This is a genomic window from Faecalibacterium tardum (genome assembly GCF_040096515.1).
Taxonomy (GTDB): Bacteria; Bacillota; Clostridia; order Oscillospirales; family Ruminococcaceae; genus Faecalibacterium; species Faecalibacterium tardum.
Genome location: NZ_JBBMEO010000030.1, coordinates 1 through 23,907 on the forward strand (window position 1 = coordinate 1; position 23,907 = coordinate 23,907).

At 44.9% G+C, this 23,907-nt stretch carries 25 protein-coding genes; 8 read left to right on the plus strand and 17 right to left on the minus strand.

Going from position 1 to position 23,907, the window contains the following annotated elements; genetic code table 11:
- The 4 genes from WMO44_RS12310 to WMO44_RS12325 all read left to right on the plus strand — a co-directional run.
- A partial coding sequence (locus WMO44_RS12310; RefSeq protein ID WP_349152766.1) for a helicase-related protein occupies window positions 1-1,263 on the plus strand: 1,263 nt, incomplete at its 5' end.
- A 1-nt stretch (window position 1,264) separates the two neighbouring features.
- Window positions 1,265-1,594 (plus strand): plasmid mobilization protein, encoded by a 330-nt coding sequence (locus WMO44_RS12315; RefSeq protein ID WP_097773947.1) that lies wholly within the window; start codon window positions 1,265-1,267, stop codon window positions 1,592-1,594.
- A 108-nt stretch (window positions 1,595-1,702) separates the two neighbouring features.
- The gene (locus WMO44_RS12320) at window positions 1,703-1,981 is read left to right on the plus strand and encodes a hypothetical protein (RefSeq protein ID WP_097773948.1); all 279 of its coding nucleotides are present in this window, start codon (window positions 1,703-1,705) and stop codon (window positions 1,979-1,981) included.
- 62 nt (window positions 1,982-2,043) lie between these two features.
- On the plus strand, window positions 2,044-3,426 hold the full coding sequence (locus WMO44_RS12325; protein ID WP_097773949.1) for a relaxase/mobilization nuclease domain-containing protein: 1,383 nt from the start codon (window positions 2,044-2,046) through the stop codon (window positions 3,424-3,426).
- Window positions 3,427-3,482: 56 nt separating this feature from the next.
- Here WMO44_RS12325 and WMO44_RS12330 read toward each other — a convergent pair whose 3' ends face one another.
- The 16 genes from WMO44_RS12330 to WMO44_RS12405 form a co-directional block, all read right to left on the minus strand.
- On the minus strand, window positions 3,483-3,677 hold the full coding sequence (locus WMO44_RS12330) for a DUF3873 family protein (RefSeq protein ID WP_097773950.1): 195 nt from the start codon (window positions 3,675-3,677) through the stop codon (window positions 3,483-3,485).
- A 302-nt stretch (window positions 3,678-3,979) separates the two neighbouring features.
- Entirely contained in the window at window positions 3,980-4,315 is a 336-nt protein-coding gene (locus WMO44_RS12335; RefSeq protein WP_349152767.1) for a hypothetical protein, read from the minus strand.
- A gap of 94 nt (window positions 4,316-4,409) precedes the next feature.
- Window positions 4,410-4,754 (minus strand): DUF1878 domain-containing protein, encoded by a 345-nt coding sequence (locus WMO44_RS12340; RefSeq protein WP_349152768.1) that lies wholly within the window; start codon window positions 4,752-4,754, stop codon window positions 4,410-4,412.
- Window positions 4,755-4,774: 20 nt separating this feature from the next.
- A complete protein-coding gene (locus WMO44_RS12345) occupies window positions 4,775-5,434 on the minus strand; it encodes an acylneuraminate cytidylyltransferase family protein (RefSeq protein ID WP_349152769.1) in 660 nt (219 codons plus the stop codon).
- A gap of 40 nt (window positions 5,435-5,474) precedes the next feature.
- Window positions 5,475-6,173 carry an acylneuraminate cytidylyltransferase family protein gene (locus WMO44_RS12350; protein ID WP_349152770.1) on the minus strand — a complete coding sequence of 233 codons (699 nt, stop codon included), beginning with the start codon at window positions 6,171-6,173 and terminating at the stop codon, window positions 5,475-5,477.
- A gap of 14 nt (window positions 6,174-6,187) precedes the next feature.
- Complete coding sequence (locus WMO44_RS12355; protein WP_349152771.1) at window positions 6,188-7,585, minus strand: lipopolysaccharide biosynthesis protein; 1,398 nt, start codon at window positions 7,583-7,585, stop codon at window positions 6,188-6,190.
- A 12-nt stretch (window positions 7,586-7,597) separates the two neighbouring features.
- The gene (locus WMO44_RS12360; RefSeq protein WP_349152772.1) at window positions 7,598-8,677 is read right to left on the minus strand and encodes a polysialyltransferase family glycosyltransferase; all 1,080 of its coding nucleotides are present in this window, start codon (window positions 8,675-8,677) and stop codon (window positions 7,598-7,600) included.
- Entirely contained in the window at window positions 8,674-9,264 is a 591-nt protein-coding gene (locus WMO44_RS12365; RefSeq protein ID WP_349152773.1) for an LbetaH domain-containing protein, read from the minus strand. Before WMO44_RS12365 ends, WMO44_RS12360 begins: the two co-directional genes overlap by 4 nt.
- A gap of 1 nt (window position 9,265) precedes the next feature.
- The gene (locus WMO44_RS12370; protein WP_349152774.1) at window positions 9,266-10,492 is read right to left on the minus strand and encodes a glycosyltransferase; all 1,227 of its coding nucleotides are present in this window, start codon (window positions 10,490-10,492) and stop codon (window positions 9,266-9,268) included.
- Entirely contained in the window at window positions 10,455-11,744 is a 1,290-nt protein-coding gene (locus WMO44_RS12375) for an O-antigen ligase family protein (protein ID WP_349152775.1), read from the minus strand. The genes WMO44_RS12370 and WMO44_RS12375 overlap by 38 nt, the downstream gene beginning before the upstream one ends.
- Before the next feature lie 42 nt (window positions 11,745-11,786).
- Entirely contained in the window at window positions 11,787-12,635 is an 849-nt protein-coding gene (locus WMO44_RS12380) for a glycosyltransferase family protein (protein ID WP_349152776.1), read from the minus strand.
- Window positions 12,614-13,435 (minus strand): hypothetical protein, encoded by an 822-nt coding sequence (locus tag WMO44_RS12385; RefSeq protein ID WP_349152777.1) that lies wholly within the window; start codon window positions 13,433-13,435, stop codon window positions 12,614-12,616. The genes WMO44_RS12380 and WMO44_RS12385 overlap by 22 nt, the downstream gene beginning before the upstream one ends.
- 59 nt (window positions 13,436-13,494) lie before the next feature.
- Complete coding sequence (locus WMO44_RS12390) at window positions 13,495-14,316, minus strand: glycosyltransferase (protein ID WP_349152778.1); 822 nt, start codon at window positions 14,314-14,316, stop codon at window positions 13,495-13,497.
- Between the two features lie 70 nt (window positions 14,317-14,386).
- Window positions 14,387-15,154 (minus strand): glycosyltransferase family 2 protein, encoded by a 768-nt coding sequence (locus WMO44_RS12395; RefSeq protein WP_349152779.1) that lies wholly within the window; start codon window positions 15,152-15,154, stop codon window positions 14,387-14,389.
- A 130-nt stretch (window positions 15,155-15,284) separates the two neighbouring features.
- Window positions 15,285-16,643: a sugar transferase gene (locus WMO44_RS12400; protein WP_349152780.1), complete on the minus strand. Its 1,359-nt coding sequence runs from the start codon at window positions 16,641-16,643 to the stop codon at window positions 15,285-15,287.
- A gap of 98 nt (window positions 16,644-16,741) precedes the next feature.
- Complete coding sequence (locus WMO44_RS12405; RefSeq protein ID WP_349152781.1) at window positions 16,742-18,901, minus strand: Helicase associated domain protein; 2,160 nt, start codon at window positions 18,899-18,901, stop codon at window positions 16,742-16,744.
- 282 nt (window positions 18,902-19,183) lie between these two features.
- Here WMO44_RS12405 and WMO44_RS12410 point away from each other — a divergent pair, with 282 nt between their 5' ends.
- From WMO44_RS12410 to WMO44_RS12425, 4 genes are all read left to right on the plus strand, one after another.
- The gene (locus WMO44_RS12410) at window positions 19,184-20,338 is read left to right on the plus strand and encodes a tyrosine-type recombinase/integrase (RefSeq protein ID WP_494337429.1); all 1,155 of its coding nucleotides are present in this window, start codon (window positions 19,184-19,186) and stop codon (window positions 20,336-20,338) included.
- 182 nt (window positions 20,339-20,520) lie between these two features.
- Window positions 20,521-20,763, plus strand: coding sequence for a helix-turn-helix domain-containing protein (locus tag WMO44_RS12415; RefSeq protein ID WP_349152783.1), 243 nt, complete (start codon window positions 20,521-20,523; stop codon window positions 20,761-20,763).
- A 440-nt stretch (window positions 20,764-21,203) separates the two neighbouring features.
- Window positions 21,204-21,395, plus strand: coding sequence for a hypothetical protein (locus WMO44_RS12420; RefSeq protein ID WP_349152784.1), 192 nt, complete (start codon window positions 21,204-21,206; stop codon window positions 21,393-21,395).
- A 427-nt stretch (window positions 21,396-21,822) separates the two neighbouring features.
- A complete protein-coding gene (locus tag WMO44_RS12425; RefSeq protein WP_349152785.1) occupies window positions 21,823-22,110 on the plus strand; it encodes a helix-turn-helix domain-containing protein in 288 nt (95 codons plus the stop codon).
- A gap of 55 nt (window positions 22,111-22,165) precedes the next feature.
- On the opposite strand, the gene WMO44_RS12430 is transcribed toward WMO44_RS12425, so the two are convergent.
- A complete protein-coding gene (locus WMO44_RS12430; protein ID WP_349152786.1) occupies window positions 22,166-23,563 on the minus strand; it encodes an ATP-binding protein in 1,398 nt (465 codons plus the stop codon).
- Window positions 23,564-23,907 lie beyond the last annotated feature (344 nt).

A 23,907-nucleotide genomic window follows, 5' to 3' on the forward strand; every position in this document is an offset into this window, starting at 1 on the left:
CCCAAGGGGGACGGTTCGTTCAACGTCTATGATGATATTCGCACCAAGCTGCTCAACGCCGGTGTGCCCGAACAGGAAATCGAGTTCATCCACAACGCAGATACGGAGAACAAGAAAGCAGAACTTTTCTCCAAGGTGCGCAGCGGACAGGTGCGTGTGCTGCTGGGCAGCACTGCAAAAATGGGAGCCGGTACAAATGTCCAGACGCTTCTTGTGGCAGTGCATCATCTGGATGTAGGCTGGCGTCCGTCGGATATGACTCAGCGCAATGGCAGAATCATCCGCCAAGGCAATCAAAACAAACAAGTGTACGTCTATAATTACGTCACGGAATCGACATTTGACGCATACTTGTACCAGACCTTAGAGAATAAGCAGAAGTTCATTTCGCAGATCATGACGAGCAAGTCGCCTATGCGCTCCTGCGATGATATTGATGAGCAGGCTCTGTCTTACGCCGAAATCAAGGCTTTGTGTGCCGGTGATCCGCGCATCCGGGAAAAGATGGATTTGGACGTGCAGGTGGCAAAATTGAAAGTTCTGCGCGGTGACTTCCAGAATCAGAAATATCGTCTGGAAGATAAGCTGCTCAAAACATTCCCAGAAGAAATCCAGAAACAGAAAACCCGCATTGCTGCTTTGCAGCAGGATTCACAGATTGCAGCAGCACACCCGCAGGACAAAGAAAACTTCTGCGGTATGACCATCAAAGGTATGGTGTACGATGACAAAAAGGCTGCGGGCGAACGGCTGCTGCTGGCTCGGCAGGAGATGCCCAATGCCGATATGATGCTGCTGGGCACCTACCGTGGCTTTGAACTGAACATCCGGTTCGACAGCTTCAAAAATGAGCATCAGGCCGTACTCCGGGCAGAGTTGAGTTACCCGGTGTCGCTGGGCGATGATGCGCGCGGCAATATCACTCGTCTGGACAATGCCATCGACAATTTTGCTGACCGTATTGCAGATGCCGAAAATGCTCTGCAAAACCTTGAACAGCAGAAGCAGGCCGCAGAGGTCGAAGTGGCAAAGCCCTTTGCACAGGAGGAAGAACTGGCCGAAAAGTCTGCCCGCCTTGCTGAATTGAACGCCTTGCTGAACATCGACCGTGACCGCCGTTCCTCGCAGGATGCTCCCGAAGAAACCGAGGAAACCGAAACACCTGCAACTCGTCCGTCTGTGCTGGCTGCACTGGGGGAAAAGACCAATCAGCCGGAGCCTGTCAAGCCGTTCAAAAGCTATCTGGATAAGGAGGGCCGATAATTTGAAAAAGCGGGAACACCGTCTCTTTATTCGTGTGACTGATGAAGAACGGAGCTGCATTTTAGATAAGATGTATGGCATGGGCATCCACAGCCTGAGTGCCTATATCCGCAAAATGGCATTGGATGGCTACTGCCTGAATCTCGACCTTCCGCAGCTGCGGCGCATGGCTTATTTGCTCCAGAATTGCAGCAATAACTTGAATCAGGTAGCAAAACGCGTCAACGAAAGCGGCAAGATCTATGCTGCCGACCTTGCCGATCTACGCACCCGGCTGGATGAACTGATTGATATCGGCAAGCAGATTCTTTCCAAGCTGGCAGAGCTATAAAAATTCCCGCAGTTGGAGGACTGCGGGTGTACATATAACGCTTGACATCCTTGCAACGCAGTAGTCGATACCTTTATAATAAGGGCGAACAGGAAGGAAGTGCCTGATATGATGTCTATGCTGAAGAAAATTGTTCTTTTCCCGATTTCTCTCTTTGTGGCGTTTTTGGCTCTGATGGCAAAGTGGCTGCTCACTTTGTCCAGTTATGTGGTCGCTCCGCTGATGCTCTACATCTTCGGCTGCGGCATCTACACCGCCTGCCGTCAAACTTGGGATCAGTTTCTTATCCTGCTGGTGGCCGAGTTCATCTGCTTCATCCTCTTTTTCGGTGCAACTGCCATCACCGAGGGTATCGGGCGTTTTAGTGAATGGCTTGCAGAACTGTAAGAAATAGTTTTAATCCTTTGCCGCCTTCGGGCGGCATTTTCCTTTTATGGGGGTGATTTAGGATGGCTGCGACACGATTGATCGCATTGCACAAGAATAAGGGAAAGACTGTTGCGGCCTGTTTGAAAAGCCGCACAGACTATGTGCAGAACCCCGATAAGACCGAGCAAGGTGAATTGGTGAGTTGCCACGAGTGCAGTCCTCTGACAGTCGATGAAGAATTTATGCTTACCAAGCGGCAGTATGAACTTGCCACCGGGCGCAGACAGAAAAGTGACATCATCGCCTACCAGATTCGGCAGTCCTTTTGTCCGGGGGAAATCACCGCAGAGGAGGCTAACAAGGTGGGCTACGAACTGGCCATGCGCTTTACCAAGGGCAAACACGCCTTTGTGGTGGCAACGCACACGGACCGGCAGCACATCCACAACCATGTGATCTTCAACTCCACAGCATTGGATGGCACCAAAAAGTTCCGGAATTTTTTCTTTTCGGCGTTGGCAGTGCAACGGTTGAGTGATCTGATTTGTCTGGAACACCAGTTGTCTGTTATTGAAAAGAAGCCCTACCGGGAGCGACAGAAGCGTGTTCTTTATCCGCCCAAGGAGAGCAACCGTGACCGCCTGTGTGGAATCATCGACAGCATCCTTGCAGAAAAGCCCAAGGATTACGAAGATTTTCTGCAAAAACTGGAACAGCAAGGTTATGAGGTCAAGCGTGGAAAATACACCTCCGTCAAGGGCGCACGGCAAAAACGGTTCATACGCTTCAAAACACTGGGGGCTGGGTACAGCGAGGATGAACTGCAAGTGGTGATTGCGGGAAAAACTGAACACCATCCACGTCAAATACAGCCGCTCCAAGAGCCGCCCTTCCAATTGCTGGTTGACATTCAGGCAAAGCTGGCCGAGGGAAAAAGCGAAGGCTATGCACGATGGGCGAAAAAATATAATTTGAAAGAAATGTCCAAGACGCTGATTTTCTTGCAGGAGCACAAAATTGGCAGCGCAGATGAACTGAATGAACGCACAGCGGCGGCAACAGAAAAATACCACCAGCTGGGAGATTCCATCAAAGCCGCTGAAACACGGATGGCGGAAATTGCTGTGCTGAAAACGCACATCGTCAATTACGCCAAGACCCACCCAGTCTACGATGCCTACCGGAAAGCGGGATATAGCAAAAAGTTTCTGGATACTCACCGCGAAGAAATCACACTGCACAAAGCAGCCAAGGCCGCTTTCGATGAAACAGGCTTAAAAAAGCTACCGAAGGTCAAAGCACTGAATGCAGAGTATTCCGATCTTCTGACCCAAAAGAAAGCAGCCTACCCGGACTATCGCAAGGTACGAGAAGAAATGCAGGAGTTGGTAAAGGCACAGAAAAATATTGAATTGTTCTTCGCAGAAGAAAAAGACGCACAGGAAAAGCAGCAGACCCGATAAACGAAAGTCGCCGAGGATTCTAACCCTTTCATGGGGCGGAATCCTCGGCGACTTTTTTAGTTTATGTAGCAGCGATCCTGCGAAACGAGCCAATCTTCACACAGCCGCTGGGCTTCATCTTTCGTTCGGCAGGTGCAGTTGAACAGCTTGCCGTGCAGGGAGCAGTAGGTGTAACGGATTTTCGGCACACCGTTCTCATCCTGAAATTTTGTGTAGCGTTCGTCACCGGGCATCAGATATAGCTGCTCCATTTCTGCATCGTCCTTTCCGTTTTTATGCGTCAGGCACACAACGCACCTATTCTACCACGAACATCGGAGTTATGCCATTGACGCTTGCACCAAAAAGCGACTCGGATTTTTGGAGAGAGTTTGTATTGACACATTCAAAAGCGTTCGGAAGGAACGCGTAGCCTGCACCGGAACGGTGCAGATCAGAAAGGGTTTGGGATTTCCCAACAAGCATTTTGCAACGCAAAATTTGCATTTGTGCGCACGAATGCACTGCTTGCGACGTAGATATTCCCGTCAACTACTGCGTCAGAAATTTTAAATCACTTCAGCTTTGCGAGGATATCGTCTGCACTGACACCACTGGCCAGCAGCTTTTTCAGCACGTCCTCTGCTTCGGCTTTCTTTGCCGATTCCGCCGCTTTGGTTTCAGCTTTGATCTTTTTAGCCTCGATTCTGGCGATTTCCTTGTCGATAGATTTCAGCTCTGCCTTCTTGGTTTTCAGGTCTGCTTTCAAAGTGTCAATATTCGCAGTGATCGATGCAATTTCGGCGGCAACGGCTTCCTTTGCAGCCTGCTTTTCAGCAATCTGTGTAGCAAAGTCAACGGTTGCTTTTACGGTCTTGGGCTTGTTCTTGCTTCCTTTGGGACGGGGCATAGGGGACACCTCCAATGTTTTTTGATGGCTTCAGTATAGCACCCACTATAAATAATCGCAAGGTATCTCCGTCAATGCGAATAGGCAGTTTTTATCAGCCGCCATATTTTGCCATATCGCCATACAATGCAGGGAAAACCTCTTCCCACCGATGCTCCGCTGCAAAAGCCTCCGCAAGCGCTTCACACATATGATAATCATGTTTATCATCCGGAACAATTGCGTAAATGGCCTGTTCAAAAGATGCGTTAGAAACACGCTCTCCATTTGCAAGCTTCTGACGACAATCTTCCATCACATCCATAATCGCCTTATATTCGGGTTCCGTCAGTTCGTTTTCAAAAAGCACTCGATCCACAGGACTCTTTGCATAAAGAAGGTTTTCTCTAAATTCGATGTAATCTAGACGTTCTTCAACGGTATCAAAGGTTCTTTTCATGTTGTCCTCCTAATTTTTCTTTACAGATTGAAAATCATTCTCCCAACATACTCAGCAATCTTCAAATCTTCTTCTGTATTAATGTCAACTGCTTCAAACTTACTTATAGAATAAATATAAGGTTTTCTCCCGATTCTGCATCTATATTTCTCTAAAGATTCCTTCGTAATCCCATACAATCCTGTACTTTCTTCAACGACAGGAAGCATATCTTGACTGCGCGGCAAAATTCCCGGCCGATAATTGATAGGTGTGCCATTCAGCCAGTAAAAGCCATGATTTTCTGTTGCAGTAAATACAGAATCATAAACTTCACTCGCAGTCAAACGATTAACACACTCTTGAATCGTTTCAGGTTGAAGATATGGAGCTGTTGCAAAGAGTTGAAAATAGTAATCATACTCCGGGCAGAGATTGTAATGATAGACCAGAAGATCATTTCCGTTTGCAGTGTTCTGTGCCAATTCAGGCTTTCGTTCCAATACATGAAATCCCATTTTATCAGCATACTCTGCAATTTCGCTACTATTTGTATCAATATAAACGTCATCAAAAACCGCTGCCGTTTTTACATGTTCGCAAATATATTGATAAAGTTTCTTCCCATTCAAGATGCGAAGGTTCTTACCGGGTACTCTTTCTGAGTTTGCTTTAATCGGAATAAAACATGCCGTTTTCATGCTGCCACCTTCCTTGCGGTGCCAGCATATTGCCCTGCACTTAGACGGAAGCAGTTAGATGCTGCCCCCCCCCAGCAGAAATCAACTTACGTCTGTAAACAAACTCCGCAAAGTCAAAGTCAATCGGATTATCAATATCAGTTGCTTCAACTTCATCAATCAAATAAATATTGGGGTGATAGCCAACAACATTCTTGCACTCAATCATTTTTTCTCTTGAGATAATATTGATTGCAAAATTAAGTGCTGCAATATCCGGAAGATCTTGACTTCTAGGCTGATGGCGCAAATCATAATTGATAGGCAAATTATCCTTGAATAGAAATTCCTTAACAAGATGGGCAGAATTCAAAGAATCAAACGCCCCTTCTGCAACCATTTTTTTATACGAGGTAATTGCATCAACAATCGTCTTATCTTCCAACAATGGATTTGTTGCGTTGATGTAAGCAATCACATCACAGTCACAGTTTTCAGCCATATTTTTGTAAACATCGCTCATGGAAACCGTGTTGGATGCAAAATACGGATCACGCAACACTGTTTCACATCCCATGTTTTGTGCAATATTTAACATTGTAGGATCATTGGAGTTGACAATAATTCCATCCAACGAATCAATGCGTTTTAATTGCGCAAGTTTGACTTCCAGAAGAGTGCTCCCTGCAAATGGACGAATGTTTTTATTTTTCACTCGCATAGAACCAGAGCGAACTGCGACAAGTGCTTTAATTTTCATACAATCCTCCTGCTTTATTTCTTTTTTATAATTCTTTTTGCACTATAAAGCAGTGTATAATACACTTTTCTATAGCACATTAAAACGGCTACCATCGGAATCAGAATCAAGATATAGTGTTTAGAATAAACATATAACCACGCTGTCACGCACAACATAAGCCAAACGAAAAAGGATGTAAAAATACTTTTCTTCGGTAGCACATCTTGCGTATGATGTGCTCGAATTGCAAAAATCAGAAAACTCGAAAGGGCCGTGGCAATTGTTGCGCCTTGAACACCAAACAATTTTACAAAGACAATGTTCATCACTGTATTTGCAATGGCACTGATCACAGCCGATTCGCCCATCGTTTTGGAATCTTTTTTTGCGGAAAGGATTGCTCCCAAATAACCAGAGGCCGTATTGATCACGCTACTGATAAGCAAAAAGGGAACATACTTCCATGCAACGAAGAAATCCTTTGCATATAAAGCATGCGCCAATATGCGAGTCGTCAATATCAGACCAAGTGCTAAAAGAGACATTAGCGCATCCAAAATCTGAAAGGTTTCTTGATAAAATGCTTTAGAATCTGCGTTATACTCTTTTACTGCGGAAATCTGCCACGCCTGCAAAAATAGCTGCTGTATCGTATTGAGAATCGTTGGAATCTTATATGCAACGGACAAAATACCATTTGCAGAAACACCAATCAAAAACGACACCACATATTTGTCTGATGCACTATTGACCCACCAACCGACTGCCGTGAGAACTAGTGGTGCACTGTATTTTAGAACCTCCGCCTGTACCTGTTTGTTGATTTTAAGATGCGTATAATTCCATATTTTCAGCCGAGCTGCCAGATAAATTGCAGGAATCAGTTGGGACGCACAAGAAGCAATAAAGAATCCAGTGACTCCCAGTTTGAAGACCAGAAGAAGCAAAATATTCGTTCCTACCAGACAAATCGTGCTGATAATTCCGGCAATTGCCATTTGTTTCACAGCTTCGCATCCCTTTGCAAACTGCGTCAGAAGAGAATAAAGCAATGTTGAAATAAAATATAAAAGAATCAGCAGTTCTTTTCCCGCAAAAACACTTGTAATTTGAAAAATACTATTAAATGCTAAAATTGCCGCAAATATGAATGTCGCAACTGAAATGCGCCGCAATCCAATCGAAAAAATATCGGCCCGGTCATATCTGGAATCCATGCTGTAACGCATAACACCATCGACAATATTCACTGAAAGAATTGGAATCAGAAGCGAAACAGTTGAAACAGCCAAATCATATGTTCCATATTCTTCTGTCGTCAGAACGCTGGTGTAGAGTGGAACCATCAGGAATGTCAAAATTTTGGTTGAGAAACTGCTGATGGTAAGAATTCCTGTATTTTTTATCAGGTATTTATAGCGATTATCCATCCTGCCACCTTCTCAATCCAAAATTGCATCCAGCGTTTCCGGTGCATCCACATCGGAAAGTTTATCTTTCAAACGGGCTTCGCTTAAAATCTCGTTGATTTTCTTTGTATTGGCCGCAGCGGAAGGATTCCCACTCAAATCGCACAATTTATAGAGGAAATGGATTTTCGGCTTTTTCTCCTGCAACATACTGACACTCAAAACACTTCCAGAATTGACCGTCAAAAAAACATGATTGGAAAAATCACGACCTAGCTGAATTGCTTCCCAAGGAATTGCGGAATTTTTATCCACGTTCAATCCAGCAGAAACGAATCGGTCGATTGAATCGCGCGGGTGCACTTTAACGATCAGGTTTTCGCTGCCAACCAGTGCTGCCGCCTTTTTGATCACCTCAAGTTCGCCGACCGGTGCGCCGCCCTCAAAATCAAATACACTGGAAAAGAAAATATACTTTTGAGGATAAACCGCCGTTGACGTATCAAACAGCTTTGAAAGAACTTGCGCTGTTTTTCCATCTGCCTCAATTCTGGGAATCTGCACCGGATTCAAATGACCCTCGTACAGCTCCGGATAAAAACAATAGAAATTTTGCTGACACTCTAAAAGTGTTTTCTTTCCTAGAATTTTCCGTAGTGGGTTTACGATTTTATCTTTTTTTGCTAGATACTCTCCATCTGCATAAGAGAAGATACCCTCCTCAAATCGAGAGACTTTAATTTGAGGATTCTTCTCATAAAGTTCTGCGAAAACAACTTTAAGATTGTCAAACTGGTTATAGTAGATCAGTTCATCATAAAATTCATTTTCAAACAGATTGCCGAATCCGGATAGTCCGGATATTTCCTTTATAATGACCGATATATTCTCTCTTCGGCTGGAAGTTTGCAAAGCCAGCTGTTTTTTACTTTTCCACAAATAACAATGTTCAAAAATTGACCGAGCATTCAACCGGTCAACGGTCTGCTCTGCGTCTTTGGAGTGGTCTGTAAAAACAGCTGTGAGCTCGTCCTGCTGAAATAACGTGGTCTTTAATTGTATCATTCCAATCAGCTGGAAGTACGTGTTGCAAACACATAATATTTTTTTCATGATGTCTTGGTTCCCTTGATAAATCCACTGCTATAAATGTTCGCTTTTGGCGAAATAACTACAGCATTTGCAGGAACATCATCTACTACGGTTGCGCCCGCTCCGATTTTTGAATCCGAGTCCACCGTGATGCCGCCAATTATAATAGCTCCTGCAAATACACTTACATTATCCTTGATGACAGGCGCTTTACCATTTTTATAACCTATCGTTACCTGTTGATTCACCCAGAAGTTTTCGCCAATCTCTTCAGCTGCAATAATTGTCGCAAAACCATGTTGTATACCCGCTTTCATGTCCGGACGGATCATCAATGTTTCCATTAGTGGGAAAAAAAATCTTGTAAAGAAATCTGCCACATATGATTTTGCGTAATGAAGCCGGTATTGTAGTAAATTGCGGAACTCCTTTTTTGTTAGAAGCGAATTGCCAAAAAATTGAAAATCAGAACATTTCTTTTTATCGACTTGTTTCCATCGCTTCAAGTCTGCTTCAATCAACGGCCATGCTTTCGATGTGTGACATAGCCGCCAAAGCGGTGCGACTCTCCACAAATTAAGGGACAATTTAATTCTCTTCAGATTCATTTCACACCTCGGATTTCTCATCAAACAATGCCATCAAAAAACGAACATAGTTTTCAAAACTATAATTCAATGCAGTTTTCTTTGCATTTTTGCTTAATGACATATATTGACTGGTGTTTTGAACAATACTGATAATAGCCTGCAGAAAAGCATCAGTGTCTCCCATTTTATCTATCAGTGTGCCATTCACTCCGTTTTGAACCACTTCGGATACTCCACCGGATTCTGCGAATCCAATTACAGGCGTTCCAAACTTCATTGCCTCCAGAACTGCGGAAGGGAAAGTGTCTACTCTTGATGTCATCGCCAACACATCCGCAATGGTATATAATGCAGCCATCTCTGCTGCCGTTGTCAATTTTCCAAGATAAACAAAATTTGTCGGAACACTCCCTTTCGAAAGACATATATCATAGAAGCTTTCTTTTTTTCCCGCCCATACAAATAAAATATCCGTTGGAGCCTTTCTTGCCATTTTAAGGAAATAGTCGAATCCTTTTATTTCTGTGGTATTCCCGACTCCAACTGCAATTTTGATTTTTTCAGATTTATTTAACTTACCTAAAATATCCCTCGTTGTCTTATTCAACGTGTTAGAATCCACATCCTGAAGATAAATTCCCTGTGGCTTAATTTCCCAGCTGTTGGGTGTCACACAAAATTGTCCGGTTATCTTTTTTTGCATTCCCTTTGTCGGAAATACCACACAATCCGAATATTTTTCTAGTTCTTTTAGTGAACTTTCTGCTTGCAGCTGTTGAATAACCTTGGGCATTTCATGGATCAGTGAGACCACGGTATAACCACATTCTTTTGCGATTCTTATACAATCTCCGTTGACAACTGTATTGGCCAAAAGACGATTATAGCCTGCAGTATGCAACTTTTTCAAAACGCTTTTCATTTTTATCTTTGAAAAGACGATCCGGAGTGGTGCAGTTTGGGCGTACTCTTGATTTAGCTCCCCAAATTGTCTTGTCAGAATATAGATACACGATCCTTGATTTTTGGCTTCTTTCGCTATATTTTCCGCAAGCATACTTGCACCAAGCCGATTGGACTCATGAGTCAATACAATAACACCATTTTGTACCGGAGTAAGATCCAATGCGTTCAAATATTTCCAATTGGATGGATTTGCAACGATGAGTCTCGCCCGAAATAAGATCTTACGCACCACCTGCGCTGCATTACTGGAATTCAGCGATTTTATTTTTTTCGTTGTCATAATGTATTTTTGCCCCCCACAAAAAGGTCCAGAACCATGCATAGTACAACATTGGATTTGTTCCACCAGCAACCACAAAAGCCAAAATGGCAACTATATAACTAAAGCATATATTATCGTATTCCAGTGCCGCCCTTTTCCATAAGGGTTTGACAAAAGACCACAATGCAAACACAAGAATCCCTAATCCGATAATACCGCATTGATATAGAAGTGCATGATAATATACCTCATACGACCACATTGTAGTTTTGTTTGCCAAACTGGTTTCTACGTATGAATTCAGGCCATGTCCAATAAACACCGTATGTAGATTATCAAGCCAGCCATTGAGAAGTGCCCCCATATTTCCATTTCGCTGTTTTACACCAACTGCATTTGAACTCAATCCGTAAAAGATTGTATTGATTGCCGTTTGAAATATATTGTCAATGCCAAGCTTTTTGCTAATATAGTCCATCACACCATACAATACAGTACCGCCAATAATTACCGCAAATATGCTCTTGACTGCTGTCTGTGCCGAACATTTTCTCATCGTACGAGCTGCTAAAACCAAAAATGCACCCGCAATTAGAATCTCCAGCGTTTTTCGACCGCTGATAATGGCATAGGAACAGCCAGCTATTACACCAAGATACAAACAAAATCGCTTGCGCTTTTTTAACTCTTTTGCTTTATAAAGCATTGTGATCATATAGGGAAGGATAAATATCAGCGCTGGTTCATTAGACATTCTAAGAGAAAGCTCATTGGATTTGATAACCGCACTTGATACATACATCAGATTAAAAATCGCGAACTTAGGAATAACTCCAAAATTGGCTAAAATTGCTCCGATATTCAGAACCACAATGGCAGTCCCACCGTAAATCAAGAACGAATCTACGTATCCCCATCGACTTTCTTTTTCAAATATCATTCCCAGAAATAGGGAAACAATTGGAGTGACAAAGTAGTAATTTATCAACGCATTGTCAACACTCTCAAATTTATAGCCAGACAAAATCCCATAGCACAACGAAAGTAAAAAATACCCAATGAATCCTATTGTGGCAGCGTAGTATACAGTTCTAACTCTCGTTCTGCGATAAAGGCATTCAAGAAAACTCACTCCACACAGAACTGCAAGCAGTCCCATTTTTATGCTTGTATAGGCTCTGGGAACAGCCATCATCAGTAAAAGCCAAGCTGTTCCTAGAATCAAATAAATGTAGTCGAATATTTTTTTTTGATTTGTTCTTATATACATATCTACATTTCCAACGTTAAATAGTTATCTTCCATCATTCAACTATTTCAGAAAAATCTTTTTTCCTAGATACCCAGTTTTATAATCCTTATAAGCAGGATAAATCATGCCGATTTTTTTTGCTTTATCAGACTCATAAAACAAAATATGCAAAATATGCTTTAGGCTCTGCAGCAAATCCAGAAAAATTCTTTTTGCCAATGGAAAGAATTTCTTATTAAAGTAAAAGCGGTTTCTAAAGATATAGTAGTGCCTTTCTACGCTGTGACTCGTATGCTTTGTTCCATTGTCATCACCGAGTTGTTGATTTAGTACTGCTCCTTTATACATCCAAATTTCATAGTTTTTCAATGTTAGTTGTTTACAGAAATCCACTTCACATCGATCAATGAAATATTTCTCGTCGTATTGAATGTTTTCTTTTTTTACAATTCCGGTGTTAATAAATGACCCGGATGTGATTGCCCAATTGACCTTTACATTCTTTTCTTCTGCGCTGTACAATCCGCCATTGTAATTGACGAACGGAGCAACGATACCCACATTAGCACTTATGTACTCTTTATGAGTTTCAATATCATTCTTTATCGCTTCAATGCTGTCCTTCGTAAAAACACTATCTTGATCAAGCAAACAAATATAATCAAATCGTTCTTTTTCTTTATCGAGTATCCAGTTAAAAGATGACGGAAGCCCTAGATTTCCACCATTCCAATGATAGAAAAGATTCTCGGTTTCGCCCCATCTCTTTGAATCATCTTGCGCTGAATTATCAATCAAATATACCGCATCGAATGACGCTGAATATTCCTTTATTCGTACAGTCTCTTTCTCTTCAAGATTGTATAGTACAACACACGCTGCAAATCTCATATCTTTGTATCCATCCATTTCCCAAAGCATCTCATCATCTTGCTCTTTATTACACGCCTGAGACCATTCGGGACAAAAGGCAACAACCTCAATCTCGCTTTCATATAAAGCTGCTGAGCTATTCCGACCTTATCTCTTTCTGCAAATGTAACATCAGGATATCTCTTTTTTAGCCGATTGAGTACCCCCCTGTCCCACATGCCTTTTTCTATTCCAGCAGTTATTGAAAATTCATTTCTTAACACAATAACTCGGTCATCAAAAAAAGAATTTTTACTCTTCGGATCATTCGCTATTTCCAAATATTTTAATTCGAACTCTCGATCAGTAATATTTTCACAAAATTCCTCACGAATAAACTTGCCGGATGCCACATACGCAACAAAACTATGTGCATATCTTTCGCTTTTCTGAATGTAGCGAATCAATTTCCCTGCGCATTTGGTTTTTGCCCAATGACCCTGTGGTTCCAATTTACAATATCCTATTTTTTCGTTGCGCAGTTCGTTTAGCAATTCGGAAATATAGCTATCAGAAACTTTTCCATCAATAAAAGCATCTCCCAAAAAAACAAAGTAGTAATCTGATGGATATAAAGATGCTGCATTATACACACATGTAGGCAATGGAGTGTTTTCTCCGTTATAAACGACATTCCATCCTTCCGAGATTTTTCCTTTATACTGTGGACCACAAATAGATAAAATGCAAATATATTTTTCCGGATTCCAATTCCTATGCAATACTTCTATAAAGTTTTCGCATACATCAATATAACTGCTATGTGTTGGGACAATAATCACATACTTCTCTTGCATAATAGATTCCTGCTCTTTTATGGTTCACTTACTTAAAAATTGAGTTTTGCGTTCCCGTTTTATTTTCTCAGCGCTATTTCAAACACAAGTTTCCGCAACCAATTTGGAGCCAGCGCCGAACCACTGCGGATTAAACAGCTTTTAATGTACTGGCCATTCCCAATGAACCCGCTGTCCTTCATATACTTGAACAACCTCATCTGCGTTTTGGCATACTTCCAGCCGGCACGCCGTTTATACATCTCTGAACCAGCCCGCATATGTAGCAGCGGCTCTTGAATGTTGTAGCCCTGATATCCAGCCATCAGCATCCGCAGCCAAAGATAATAGTCCTCTAGCAAATAGAAGTCCTGGTATGAGCCAGCCGCCTCGACCGCCGATTTTTTATACATCACACACGGGTGATTGAATGGGGTACGCTCCTTTGCAAACTCCACAATCTCAGCATTGGTTTCTGGGGGCACACGCCTCGCATCGACAATTTCCGGAGATGTAGTAAATTCCTCCACAATACCGGAGCATATACTAACCTTTGGGCGTGTGTTGAACACAGCAAGCTGTTTCTCACAACGGTCATAATGCGAAATATCGTCACTGTCCATCCGGGCAACCAGCTCATTTTTGCAGTGCTTGATACCCTCGTTCAGTGCATTCCCAAGACCACCGTTCTTCGCCAGCCGGACAACATTCAAAGTGTTGCCCATCTCCTGTTGCTTTGCTGCAATCACGGCATCCAGCTCCGGATTTAGCGGGCCATCACAAACCAGTACAAAGTCATCCGTTTGGAGTGTCTGTGCTTGAATGCTTTCAATTGCCTGCTTCAGATATTCTGGTTTTTCTTTGTGATAAACTGACATTAATACAGAATACTTGGAACCCATTATGCGGCCTCCAGTTGTTCTTCATGCAGTTGCTCAGGGAAAATCAGAATATCAAGCGAAGCAATATAAATTACCTCATCTTGCCCCCGGAAATTTTAATATTCGTATACTTGATCACATTTTTAATCATGTACCAGCCCTCATAATAAGCTGCCTCTACTGGGTTCAATCCGATATACCGATATGTATTCCAGTTCATCTTCGCAGCCTTGACCTTGTTGCCCGACTTCGACGACTTTGCAATCCGGTAGATGAGCAGCGGTTCATCCACACCATAGGCTTTCTTTCCTTCTTTCAGGATACTGAGCCAGATGGCAAAATCCTCGTGCATTCCATCGCCTACTGCATAGTACTTCGCATACAACTCCTTGCGGACAAGCGCAGAGGAATTGGAAAGAATATTCTGCTTCAGTAGCTGGCGGTAAGTGACTTCTTCCGGAGCATGAAGATACCAATCAATTGGGCGCCCATCCGAATCCATAAAAGCGGAACCCGTAAAAAGCAAATCTGCATTCGTTCTATTTTGAAGCTCAATCTGCTTTTCTAGCTTTTCCGGTGCCCATGCGTCATCGCTATCAAGAACCGCAATCCATGCGCCCTTTGCCTCTTCCAAGCCGTGCTCGCGAGTAAAGGATACGCCGCAGTTCTTCTCATTAGAAATCAAACGCACTCGGTTGTCTTTCGCAGAAAAAGCCTCGACCAGCTTTGCTGTTCTATCCTTTGAGCAGTCATTGATAACAAGCAGCTCGAAGTTTGAATAGGTCTGATTCAGCACGGATTCAATCGCCAGCTCTATTGTTTTTTCCGCATTGTAGGCCGCCATGATAATGCTTATCAAACCGAACTCCTTGTGTAGCATCTTCCTTTATCCTTACTCCTCTCCACATCTTCACGAAACAGCCCCGGCATGGTTTCCCCGCATCTGAGCCGTTTCAATATTTCTGCTCCATCCGGCAGGTGGCGGCAAATCAGTGCTTCCCGCCACCCATGGCTGTAGTCGCACCTTCTGCCACACCTTCAGTGCTCTCCGGCATAAACAGGATCTTCACGGTTGCCAGCATGATTTTCAGATCCTCGATCAGGCTTGGATGGGCAATATACATCAAATCCATCTGGAGCTTATCGTAGGGGGTGGTGTTGTACTTACCGTACACCTGCGCATAACCGGTCAGACCGGCTTTTGCCTGCAAACGCAGCGCAAACTCCGGCATCTCCTCGCAGTACTGGGCGGCGATCTCCGGGCGCTCCGGACGAGGGCCCACAACAGACAAGTCACCCTTCAGGATGTTCAGCAGCTGGGGCAGCTCATCCAGACGGCAGGCGCGGATAATGTGACCGACCTTGGTAATACGGTCATCCTTGTCGCCGGTGGAAAGACGGGCCACGCCATCCTTTTCTGCATCCACACGCATAGAGCGGAACTTCAAAATCTCGAACTGCTTGCCGTCCTTGGTCAGACGCACCTGCTTGTAGAAGGCAGGGCCACCATCGGACTTGACTGCAATAGCTGTGATCAAGAACAGCGGGCTCAGGATGATCAGTGCCACCAGCGAGATCACAATGTCCATCGCGCGCTTAACGAGCAGGAACTCCGGGCTAGCCATGTAACGACCGACGCGCAGCATCGGCAGATGGAACATATGCATCGGCCATGCGCCGCTCATGATAACATCGCCCACACGGGGGATGACGAACATATTGATGCCTTTCCCTACGCAGTGCTTCAGAATAATGTTGCGTTCATGGCTGTGGACGCCGCTAACAAAAACCGCTTCCATACCGTCCAGAATGCTCAGGTCTGCCAAGCACTCCGACACGCTCAGGGTGACCTGCACGTCGTATTTCTGACTCAGACCGTACTCGTTAATGAGCTTTTCCATGCCGTGCCGCACATCGTAGACCACAGCGGTCTTCTGCGGTGGGAAGGTCGTGTAGTACCATTTATGTGCGCAGGATGCCCAGATTGCAGCCATCACCAGTTGCCCTACAATTGCCGCAATACCCGGCAGCAGATTGCAGAGCTTTGCCGACATCAGGCAGATTACAATATACAAAATACCATCGGTTGCCATAGCGCCAAGGATCTGGCCGTACACCAGCTCCGAGACCCGCTGCATGGACATCCAGAACGCATCGTAGACCTTACCCAGTGCAATGTACAGGATAAAAAACAGACCTAATATCGCAAAATGACCCTTCCATGCCAGATTGGCATAGGTCTGGTGCGAGTAGTACAGGAACCAGCAGGCCGCAAACGGCAGCTCGATCATCAGAACATTCAGAATCTTCACGACCCGCAACATCACATCATGCTGAAATTTTGACATAATCCCCCAATAACTCCTTTAGCTTTTCTTTTTGCACTTCACTCATCTTTTTCCGACCAACCTTGCAGCAGTCGCTTTCTGGGCACATACCCATCGGCTTAACCAGCCTTGTCCGGTCTGGTGAAAATCAGTTCATTTTGCTCCGGTGCGCCTACGGCACGTTTCCGGTTCCCCCACCGCATCCCGATGGCATCCAGCTTTGCGATCCGTTCCTCTGTCAAAACAGCGCCGCTTTTTTCAGAATTCTGGCGGGTATACCGCTGCCGTTTGACCCAATTTCCGAGGTTGTAACCGCCCGGTGACACATATTCTGCTGGGACGTTCAGGTCGCCGTGGGCATCAAAATAGCGCTTTGCCTCCTGATACCCCTCGTTCCACTTGCGGTCATTGCGATTGCCCCAGTACATCCCGATCCGGCTGAGCCGCTCGACCTGTTCCTCCGTCAGTTTTCCTTTCGGGTACGCCCATTGCTGGCTTTCGACCCATTGTCCCAGCCGTTCGCCGGCCGCTGTCACATAGGAACGTGGGATATTCAGGTTGCCGTTTTCCTCATAATAAGCCGCAGCCAGCGCATAAGCCTTTTCCCACTTGGCATCGAAAATGTTCCACACCATGCCGATCTCATCAAGCTGTGCGATGCGTTCTTCCTTCAGTCGGCCGTTCAGCTTTTGCTGCCGGGTCTTGATGATCCACTGTCCTAAGGGATAGCCGTCCGGATCCACATACTTTCCGGGCACCATCAGGTTTCCGTAGGTGTCGTGGTATTTCTTTGCGACCTCAAATCCGTGCTGCCACGCAATTTCCTTCCGGTTGCCCCAGACCATGCCGATGCTGTCCAGCCGTTGAATCTGTTGTTCGGTCAGGATGCCTTGAATTTGTCCCTCTCGCACCCGGCGCTGGGTGACCAGCCATACACCAAGGCTCAATCCCGCCGGTGTGGTATAACGTTTTGGAATATTCAGGCTGCCATGCTCCGCATAGTAAATGCTTGCTTCCGAAAAATAATGGTCCCAACTAGAGGACAAGCTTGCTTGCAGCCGCTCAAACAGCACCCGGCAGTCATGCACCTGCTCAACAACCTCGAACCGCTCGGTGACGATCTTATCGCCCTCACCATTGGCATTCAGGCGGTAGACTGCCTCCTGCATCTCGCCTTGCAGACCCGCAATGCTGCATAGACCCTCGAAGTTGTTGACAACATCGAGGATAAGTGGAGCGGAATTATCCCCAGCGGTCAGAGCCCGGCCGATCTGCTGCTTGTAGATAATGGGCGAAATAGTAGGTCGGAACAGGATGACACCGGAAATCCCCTCCACATGGACGCCCTCGTTCAGCATGTCGATGCAGAACAGCAGCTTCAGCCGGTCACTTTCATCGGCCTTGAAGTCGGCAAAAGCCTTGTCTGTACCGGGGTCATCCGAGTAGGCTTCGTAGACCGCCACTTCCGCATTCACCTTTGCAAACCACTCCGGCACATGAGAGATCATTTCGTCCATGTGCTCCTTATTGGCGCAGAACACGATGTACTTTCCAGACTTGTTCGTGATATGATGAGCGAAAACCTTATCTAATCCATCTGCTTGTTCCAAGGCGCGGCGCAAGGCATCCAGATATTTCTGATTCACATCCTGAATGCCCGGTGTCCGCAGGTTATCCACCCGCGCCTGATACTTTGCAAGGGCTTTCTGGTACTGATAAACCGTGGTCACATATTTCGGGGCAGGCAAAATGCCCCTGACGACTGCTTCGCCAAGGGTCATGTCGCTCGCCGTATGCCCATCAAAGAGCTCTTCGGCCATGTCACGGTTATTATCCAGATACCGGATGTTTGTTGCCGTCAGCCCCAGAAGCTTTGCCTCCGGGCATAACTTTAATAAAGCCACCGTGCTTTCGCCCCAGCATTCCGCACCGGCACGGTGGAATTCATCGAGTATAATATAGGCAGGCTTCTGCGCTGCAATTTTCTCCAGCTGCGCCTGTGTACAGCACATCAGTTTGGCATAGGTATAAAAGTGAACATTTGACAATGGAAAGCCCGGGTCGTTCTTTTTCAAGCTTTCCAACTGGGTTTTGAAAATGTATTCACTGGGAGAAAGCCAGATCACGACCTTCTCCGGGTTGTCCTCGATCAGCTTGAACGCAATGTAGCTCTTTCCGGTGCCGGTGGGATGGACAATGGCAGCTTTGCCATACTGGTCCATCATCCGGACTGCCGCATGATATGCTTTCTCGTTGTGCTCAAACAGACGCAGTGCCACCTTGTTCACCCCTTCCCGCACAAAGGGGTATCCCCCATATGGAAAATGGAGGATACCGATCTTTCGACATCGTTGTTTGAATTCTTTTCTTATTTTATCATGGTTATATCTGGGAATCAATAGAAATCCTTACAAATGTATCCCACCTGACCTTAGAAAAAACATCGCAGAAGCCAAAACTTTTTTGCACATTGCCCAGTTTCGCATGAAAAATCTAGCTAAAAACGAAGGTAGACAGAATAAGTGGTCAGAAGGGTGTCCAAGACGCAGGAGGAAACAGAAATGGCACGACGGGGAGAAAACATTCACAAACGCAAAGATGGTCGGTGGGAAGGCCGCTACATCAAAGCGCGTACACCGGAGGGGAAAATCCAGTGGGGCTACGTCTATGGCACGGTCTATGCTGAGGTCAAACGTGTGCTGATTCAAAAGAAAGCCGAGGCAGGCTTCTACAACCTGAAAAGAACTGACCTGACCTTTGAAGCACTGGCCGAGGTGTGGCTGCACTCCCAGCGGAACAGCATAAAAGAATCCACCTATGCGCATTATTCGTACACGCTGCACAAGTATCTTCTTCCGGTTTTGAGCAAAGTGTCCGTTGCATCCCTTGACGAGAGCTTCCTCGAACAGGCCATGCAGCAGATCATCGTGCCCACAGATGCCGCACACAAGCCACTGGGAAATTCTTCTGCCCGGGAATGCCTCTCGATGCTGCGCCGTATCTGCAAATATGCCGCGCACTTACGCCTAATCCGCCCGATGGAACTGGAAGTGGCACTGCCAAAGGCTATCGACAAAATTTCTGCGCCGCTCTCCCCGACGGAACAGCAACGGCTTTATCAATATGTGCAGGAGAACCCAACAGCACGCAAGATGGGGCTACTGTTGGGGCTTGAATTGGGTCTGCGTATTGGTGAGATCTGCGGCTTGCAATGGGATGATTTTGACCTGAAACTTGGCACGCTGAAGATCAACAGGACTGTCTGCCGAATTTCCTGCAGAAATGGGCATACAAAGGTGATTATCCAGACGCCGAAAACCCGCACTTCCCGCCGGGAAATTCCAATCCCGAAACAGTTACTTATTATGCTGAAAAAGCTGCGCGGAAACGCCAGTAATTCTACATGGTTTCTGTCCGGCAACGAGTCTAAGCCTACCGAACCCCGCTGCTACCGGAAAAGCATCAAAGCATATCTGAAACAGGCAACTGTCCGGCAAGTACGTCCGCACGCGCTGCGCCATACCTTTGCTACCACCTGTCTGCAGGCGGGGTGCGATGTAAAGACCCTCAGCGAATTGTTAGGACACACCAACGCCAATATCACTTTGCAACGCTATGTGCATTCTGATCTGACCCGAAAGCGCCGGGAGATGAACCGGATATTTTCCCATCAGGTGTCCATGAGGGGCGGAAAAGCGATAAATATAATGGAATAACGACAGATTTTTCCCGTAACCCTCCATTTTCCATATGGAGGATACTTTTTTGTTAAAAAAATCTTTACTCACCATTACGCAGCCGCGTAATGGCCATATCATAAAATACTTTTGCAGTATACGCAGCTGCGTATACAAAACTGCACGAACTTCTGTACCATCATATTGAGGTGAACTTTATCATGACTGTAAAAGATGCCGTTGCCAAACGCTTTGAACAGCTCTGCGATCAACGGGGGATATGTCCCAACGAATTGGCGACCCGCGCCGGTGTAACACCATCTACGGTGTACAGTATGTTTGACTCGTCCCGGCAGAGTATAGCCGTTGTTACCGTTAAAAAACTCTGTGATGGGCTTGATATTACACTGGCAGAATTCTTTTCCGGCCCCCTATTTGATGAGTTAGAGCAGGAGATCCACTAAAGCTTCTTTTTGGTGTAACAAAAAAAGGCATCAGAGTCTTCCATGAGGAGTGGAGGACTCTGATGCCTTTTTTCGTTGTAATAAGATATGCTCAATCTCCATTATGTCAAGCTTTCAGATGACAATTTTTCATCAAGGTGAACAACGATCTTCACAATTTGATCGTTTTGACCTTTTGGGGGCAACGTTTATTCATATAGACAACGTTGTATTCAAGCACACTAAGGGGTAGTTTATCACATTTCCTACGACTTGGGAAGATTAAATTGAAATTTTACCAATCTTTGTGCTTGTTGTAATATTTCCACCAAACATCATTAGTTATTATAGCGATTTACACGTCACAGTTATCGTGATATGATATAAGTCCGAAAAGGACATACTTTTCGTATCTTCGTAAAAAGCGTCGTAAAAAAGCATCGAGAAGGGAGCTTACTACCATGAATTCTAAAAAGAAATGTCCTCACATTACCAGCAACGACCTCCGTGTCATCCAAGCAATTCACAAAATTACTGACCATGGAAACAGCGCTGAAGTAAAGCTTCAAACCGATGGCCTGCTTAAAGTCTATGAAGTTGAAAAGAAGATCGTCAAAATCCATGATGAACATAAAGAAACTGCTGTCGGATAATCGGATCCGACAAAGAGCCAATTGGGGCTAGTCACTGCGTAAGCAACACGCGGCGACTAGCCCCTTTTTTATTGAAACGTAGCATCCACAATTTGAATTACATGCCCCATTCTAGAAGCTGGGCAAAGGGTTATCGACTATTTTTTCAATCTGAAAAAGTTCGTCGATTAAACAACACCTTTCCTTTTTCTATGAATGATGGGCCTGCTTTTGCTGCAGAGACGTACTTTCCATAAAAGAGGTCGGTGTTTTTAACATCGGCCTCTTTTCAATTTCCGATAAACTTTGTCCTTTCAAGTCGGGCGCAGGAAAGGACGCTTCATGTTTCTTTTTGCCCGTTCTTCGTGGTTGGAACTGGCCGCACGGTATCCTTAGCAACTCCAAATTTGCGATTTTTCACGATTTGTCGAAAATCTGGAGGTTACACATGAGTTTTGATCCGAATGCTATTGGCAACCGTATTTTCACTTTGCGTACAAACGCAAAGTTGACCCAAGAAAAACTTGCCGAAAGGCTTGGCATTTCATATCGTCATCTCGGCGATCTTGAAAGGGGAAGTTCCAACGGTTCTGTAAAGGTCCTGATCGATATTGCAGAATACTTCCATGTCAGTATGGATTATCTTCTTCTGGGCCGAGATTCTTCTAAGGTTCAGTTTCAAAATGAACTGCAAGCCGCTATAGATCATCTTGAAAAAATCAAAGGTCTTTTATAATCACTTCAATAAGAAACGCTCCTGCCGGTTTCACACGACAAGAGCGTTTCTTGTGTTATTCAAAAATATCGGCAAGGGTAAGCAGCTGTACTTCTCCGCGTTCCTGTGCCTGAAGTAGTCCGTCCGTAAATCCGCCTTTCGAGAAAATGTAGTAGTGGTAGTTTGTTCCTTTTCCAAAGACTGCTGCATATTCCCGAATTAGTTCCAGTTCGTCCAAACCGATTTTTTCATTGCGGTATTTGCAGGAGCCGATGATATAGTCATTGCCCTCAACCGGCGTACCGACAATGTCGATTTGTATCTGCTTCTTCTTTTGGGGGTCGGTTCCCCACCACTGCCCGATCTCGCTCAACTCGATAGGAAGAGCATCCGCATAATAGAGCAAGTAGTCTTGGCACATCTTCTCAAAAATCAAACCCATATAGTCCGGAAAATACTGTTTCACTGCATGAGGGTATGTCTTTGCGATCCGCCCCGAATCAATGGCACTTGCATTGACCGGCACAAAGCGGTACCAGAATCGGAAAAAATTATCCGCCAGAAGATAGATTGTTTTTTTGCCCGGTTTCTCAGTGATCGGTGTTTCTTTCTTAACGATTCCAAGGTCTATCAACGTTTTGAGGTACTTCGCCACCACAGAGTTTTCTTCACCAACTTTCGTGGTGATATCATTCAGGCGAGAAGCCCCCTCTGCAATTGCCTTGATGATTGCATTATAAATTGCCGGCTCACGCAGCTCCTGCTTTAACAGGTTGGCCGGTTCCTCATAGAGGTAGCTGGAACGGTCAAACAAGTTTTCCATCAGTGCTTCATCTACGCTGTCCCGAACATCCAATTTGTTGATATAATGCGGAACGCCGCCTGTAATGCCATAAATCAAGGCGTTATCTTCCTCGGACAGATTCGGATGGAATACCGCTGTTTCCTTGTAATCCAGCGGCATGATCTTGAATTGCGCTGTTCTGCGCCCATACAGAGGGCTTTCTTTGCCCAAGACCTGACTTTCCATAAAACTCATGGACGAGCCACACAGGATCAGGTACATTTGGGAATCTGTCCATTTATGGTCGATGATGTGCTGAAGCATTGCGGAAATAGCGGTTTTAGCCTTTGCAAGATAAGGGTACTCATCAATTACAAATACGATCCGCTGCTCCTTGGAGAGAGCTGTCAGTTCGTCCAATGCTGCATCGTAGGTTGTAAATTCCGGAGATGATTCTGCATTGGGTCGTTCAAAACTCATGATCGCCTTGGACAAGGCTTCCAGATTTTCTTTTCCGGTCGTATTCAAGGCAGAGAAAAAAATGGTCGGTTTATCCTTGCAGAATTCATTGATCAGCGCAGTTTTTCCAACACGGCGTCTGCCGTAAATGACAACGCATTCAAACTTTCCATTCTCATATCGTTTGTTTAACTTCCGAAGTTCCTCATCGCGGCAGTAAAATCGGCTCATTTTGTTCCCTCCCCAAAGTGTATTTATCGAATTTCCATACTCGTAAGTTAGTTTCTTACGAGTATAATACTTCATTTCTTACACAAAGTCAAGAAATATATTTTTGACGGCTCATCGATAAACAGGAACGATACTTCCTATTTCCCTCAAAAATTGTGAACTCTGAGTTCCTGTTCATTTCGTTCCGCATCGGTTACAATACAGCCATAGCTTCTGCAAGCGTTCAAAGCGACCCTCAAGCTATCCTGTCCCTTGAAAACTGAACAAGCATTCTTCAGTCACGTTCCTGTGATGATGAGCCACGTCCGTAACAAATGCGATGATCTCCCACTGAGGGAATGAGC

What these genes read in the sequence shown, in the direction of transcription:
- WMO44_RS12425 (WP_349152785.1), top strand. Translation starts at nt 21,823, where the DNA reads ATGAGTTTTGATCCGAATGCTATTGGCAACCGTATTTTCACTTTGCGT.
- WMO44_RS12375 (WP_349152775.1), bottom strand. Translation starts at nt 11,744, where the DNA reads ATGTATATAAGAACAAATCAAAAAAAAATATTCGACTACATTTATTTG.
- WMO44_RS12390 (WP_349152778.1), bottom strand. Translation starts at nt 14,316, where the DNA reads ATGGGTTCCAAGTATTCTGTATTAATGTCAGTTTATCACAAAGAAAAA.
- WMO44_RS12360 (WP_349152772.1), bottom strand. Translation starts at nt 8,677, where the DNA reads ATGAAAAAAATATTATGTGTTTGCAACACGTACTTCCAGCTGATTGGA.
- WMO44_RS12365 (WP_349152773.1), bottom strand. Translation starts at nt 9,264, where the DNA reads ATGAATCTGAAGAGAATTAAATTGTCCCTTAATTTGTGGAGAGTCGCA.
- WMO44_RS12370 (WP_349152774.1), bottom strand. Translation starts at nt 10,492, where the DNA reads ATGACAACGAAAAAAATAAAATCGCTGAATTCCAGTAATGCAGCGCAG.
- WMO44_RS12320 (WP_097773948.1), top strand. Translation starts at nt 1,703, where the DNA reads ATGATGTCTATGCTGAAGAAAATTGTTCTTTTCCCGATTTCTCTCTTT.
- WMO44_RS12380 (WP_349152776.1), bottom strand. Translation starts at nt 12,635, where the DNA reads ATGGATGGATACAAAGATATGAGATTTGCAGCGTGTGTTGTACTATAC.
- WMO44_RS12345 (WP_349152769.1), bottom strand. Translation starts at nt 5,434, where the DNA reads ATGAAAACGGCATGTTTTATTCCGATTAAAGCAAACTCAGAAAGAGTA.
- WMO44_RS12350 (WP_349152770.1), bottom strand. Translation starts at nt 6,173, where the DNA reads ATGAAAATTAAAGCACTTGTCGCAGTTCGCTCTGGTTCTATGCGAGTG.
- WMO44_RS12420 (WP_349152784.1), top strand. Translation starts at nt 21,204, where the DNA reads ATGAATTCTAAAAAGAAATGTCCTCACATTACCAGCAACGACCTCCGT.
- WMO44_RS12385 (WP_349152777.1), bottom strand. Translation starts at nt 13,435, where the DNA reads ATGCAAGAGAAGTATGTGATTATTGTCCCAACACATAGCAGTTATATT.
- WMO44_RS12415 (WP_349152783.1), top strand. Translation starts at nt 20,521, where the DNA reads ATGACTGTAAAAGATGCCGTTGCCAAACGCTTTGAACAGCTCTGCGAT.
- WMO44_RS12355 (WP_349152771.1), bottom strand. Translation starts at nt 7,585, where the DNA reads ATGGATAATCGCTATAAATACCTGATAAAAAATACAGGAATTCTTACC.
- WMO44_RS12335 (WP_349152767.1), bottom strand. Translation starts at nt 4,315, where the DNA reads ATGCCCCGTCCCAAAGGAAGCAAGAACAAGCCCAAGACCGTAAAAGCA.
- WMO44_RS12400 (WP_349152780.1), bottom strand. Translation starts at nt 16,643, where the DNA reads ATGTCAAAATTTCAGCATGATGTGATGTTGCGGGTCGTGAAGATTCTG.
- WMO44_RS12340 (WP_349152768.1), bottom strand. Translation starts at nt 4,754, where the DNA reads ATGAAAAGAACCTTTGATACCGTTGAAGAACGTCTAGATTACATCGAA.
- WMO44_RS12430 (WP_349152786.1), bottom strand. Translation starts at nt 23,563, where the DNA reads ATGAGCCGATTTTACTGCCGCGATGAGGAACTTCGGAAGTTAAACAAA.
- WMO44_RS12330 (WP_097773950.1), bottom strand. Translation starts at nt 3,677, where the DNA reads ATGGAGCAGCTATATCTGATGCCCGGTGACGAACGCTACACAAAATTT.
- WMO44_RS12410 (WP_494337429.1), top strand. Translation starts at nt 19,184, where the DNA reads ATGGCACGACGGGGAGAAAACATTCACAAACGCAAAGATGGTCGGTGG.
- WMO44_RS12325 (WP_097773949.1), top strand. Translation starts at nt 2,044, where the DNA reads ATGGCTGCGACACGATTGATCGCATTGCACAAGAATAAGGGAAAGACT.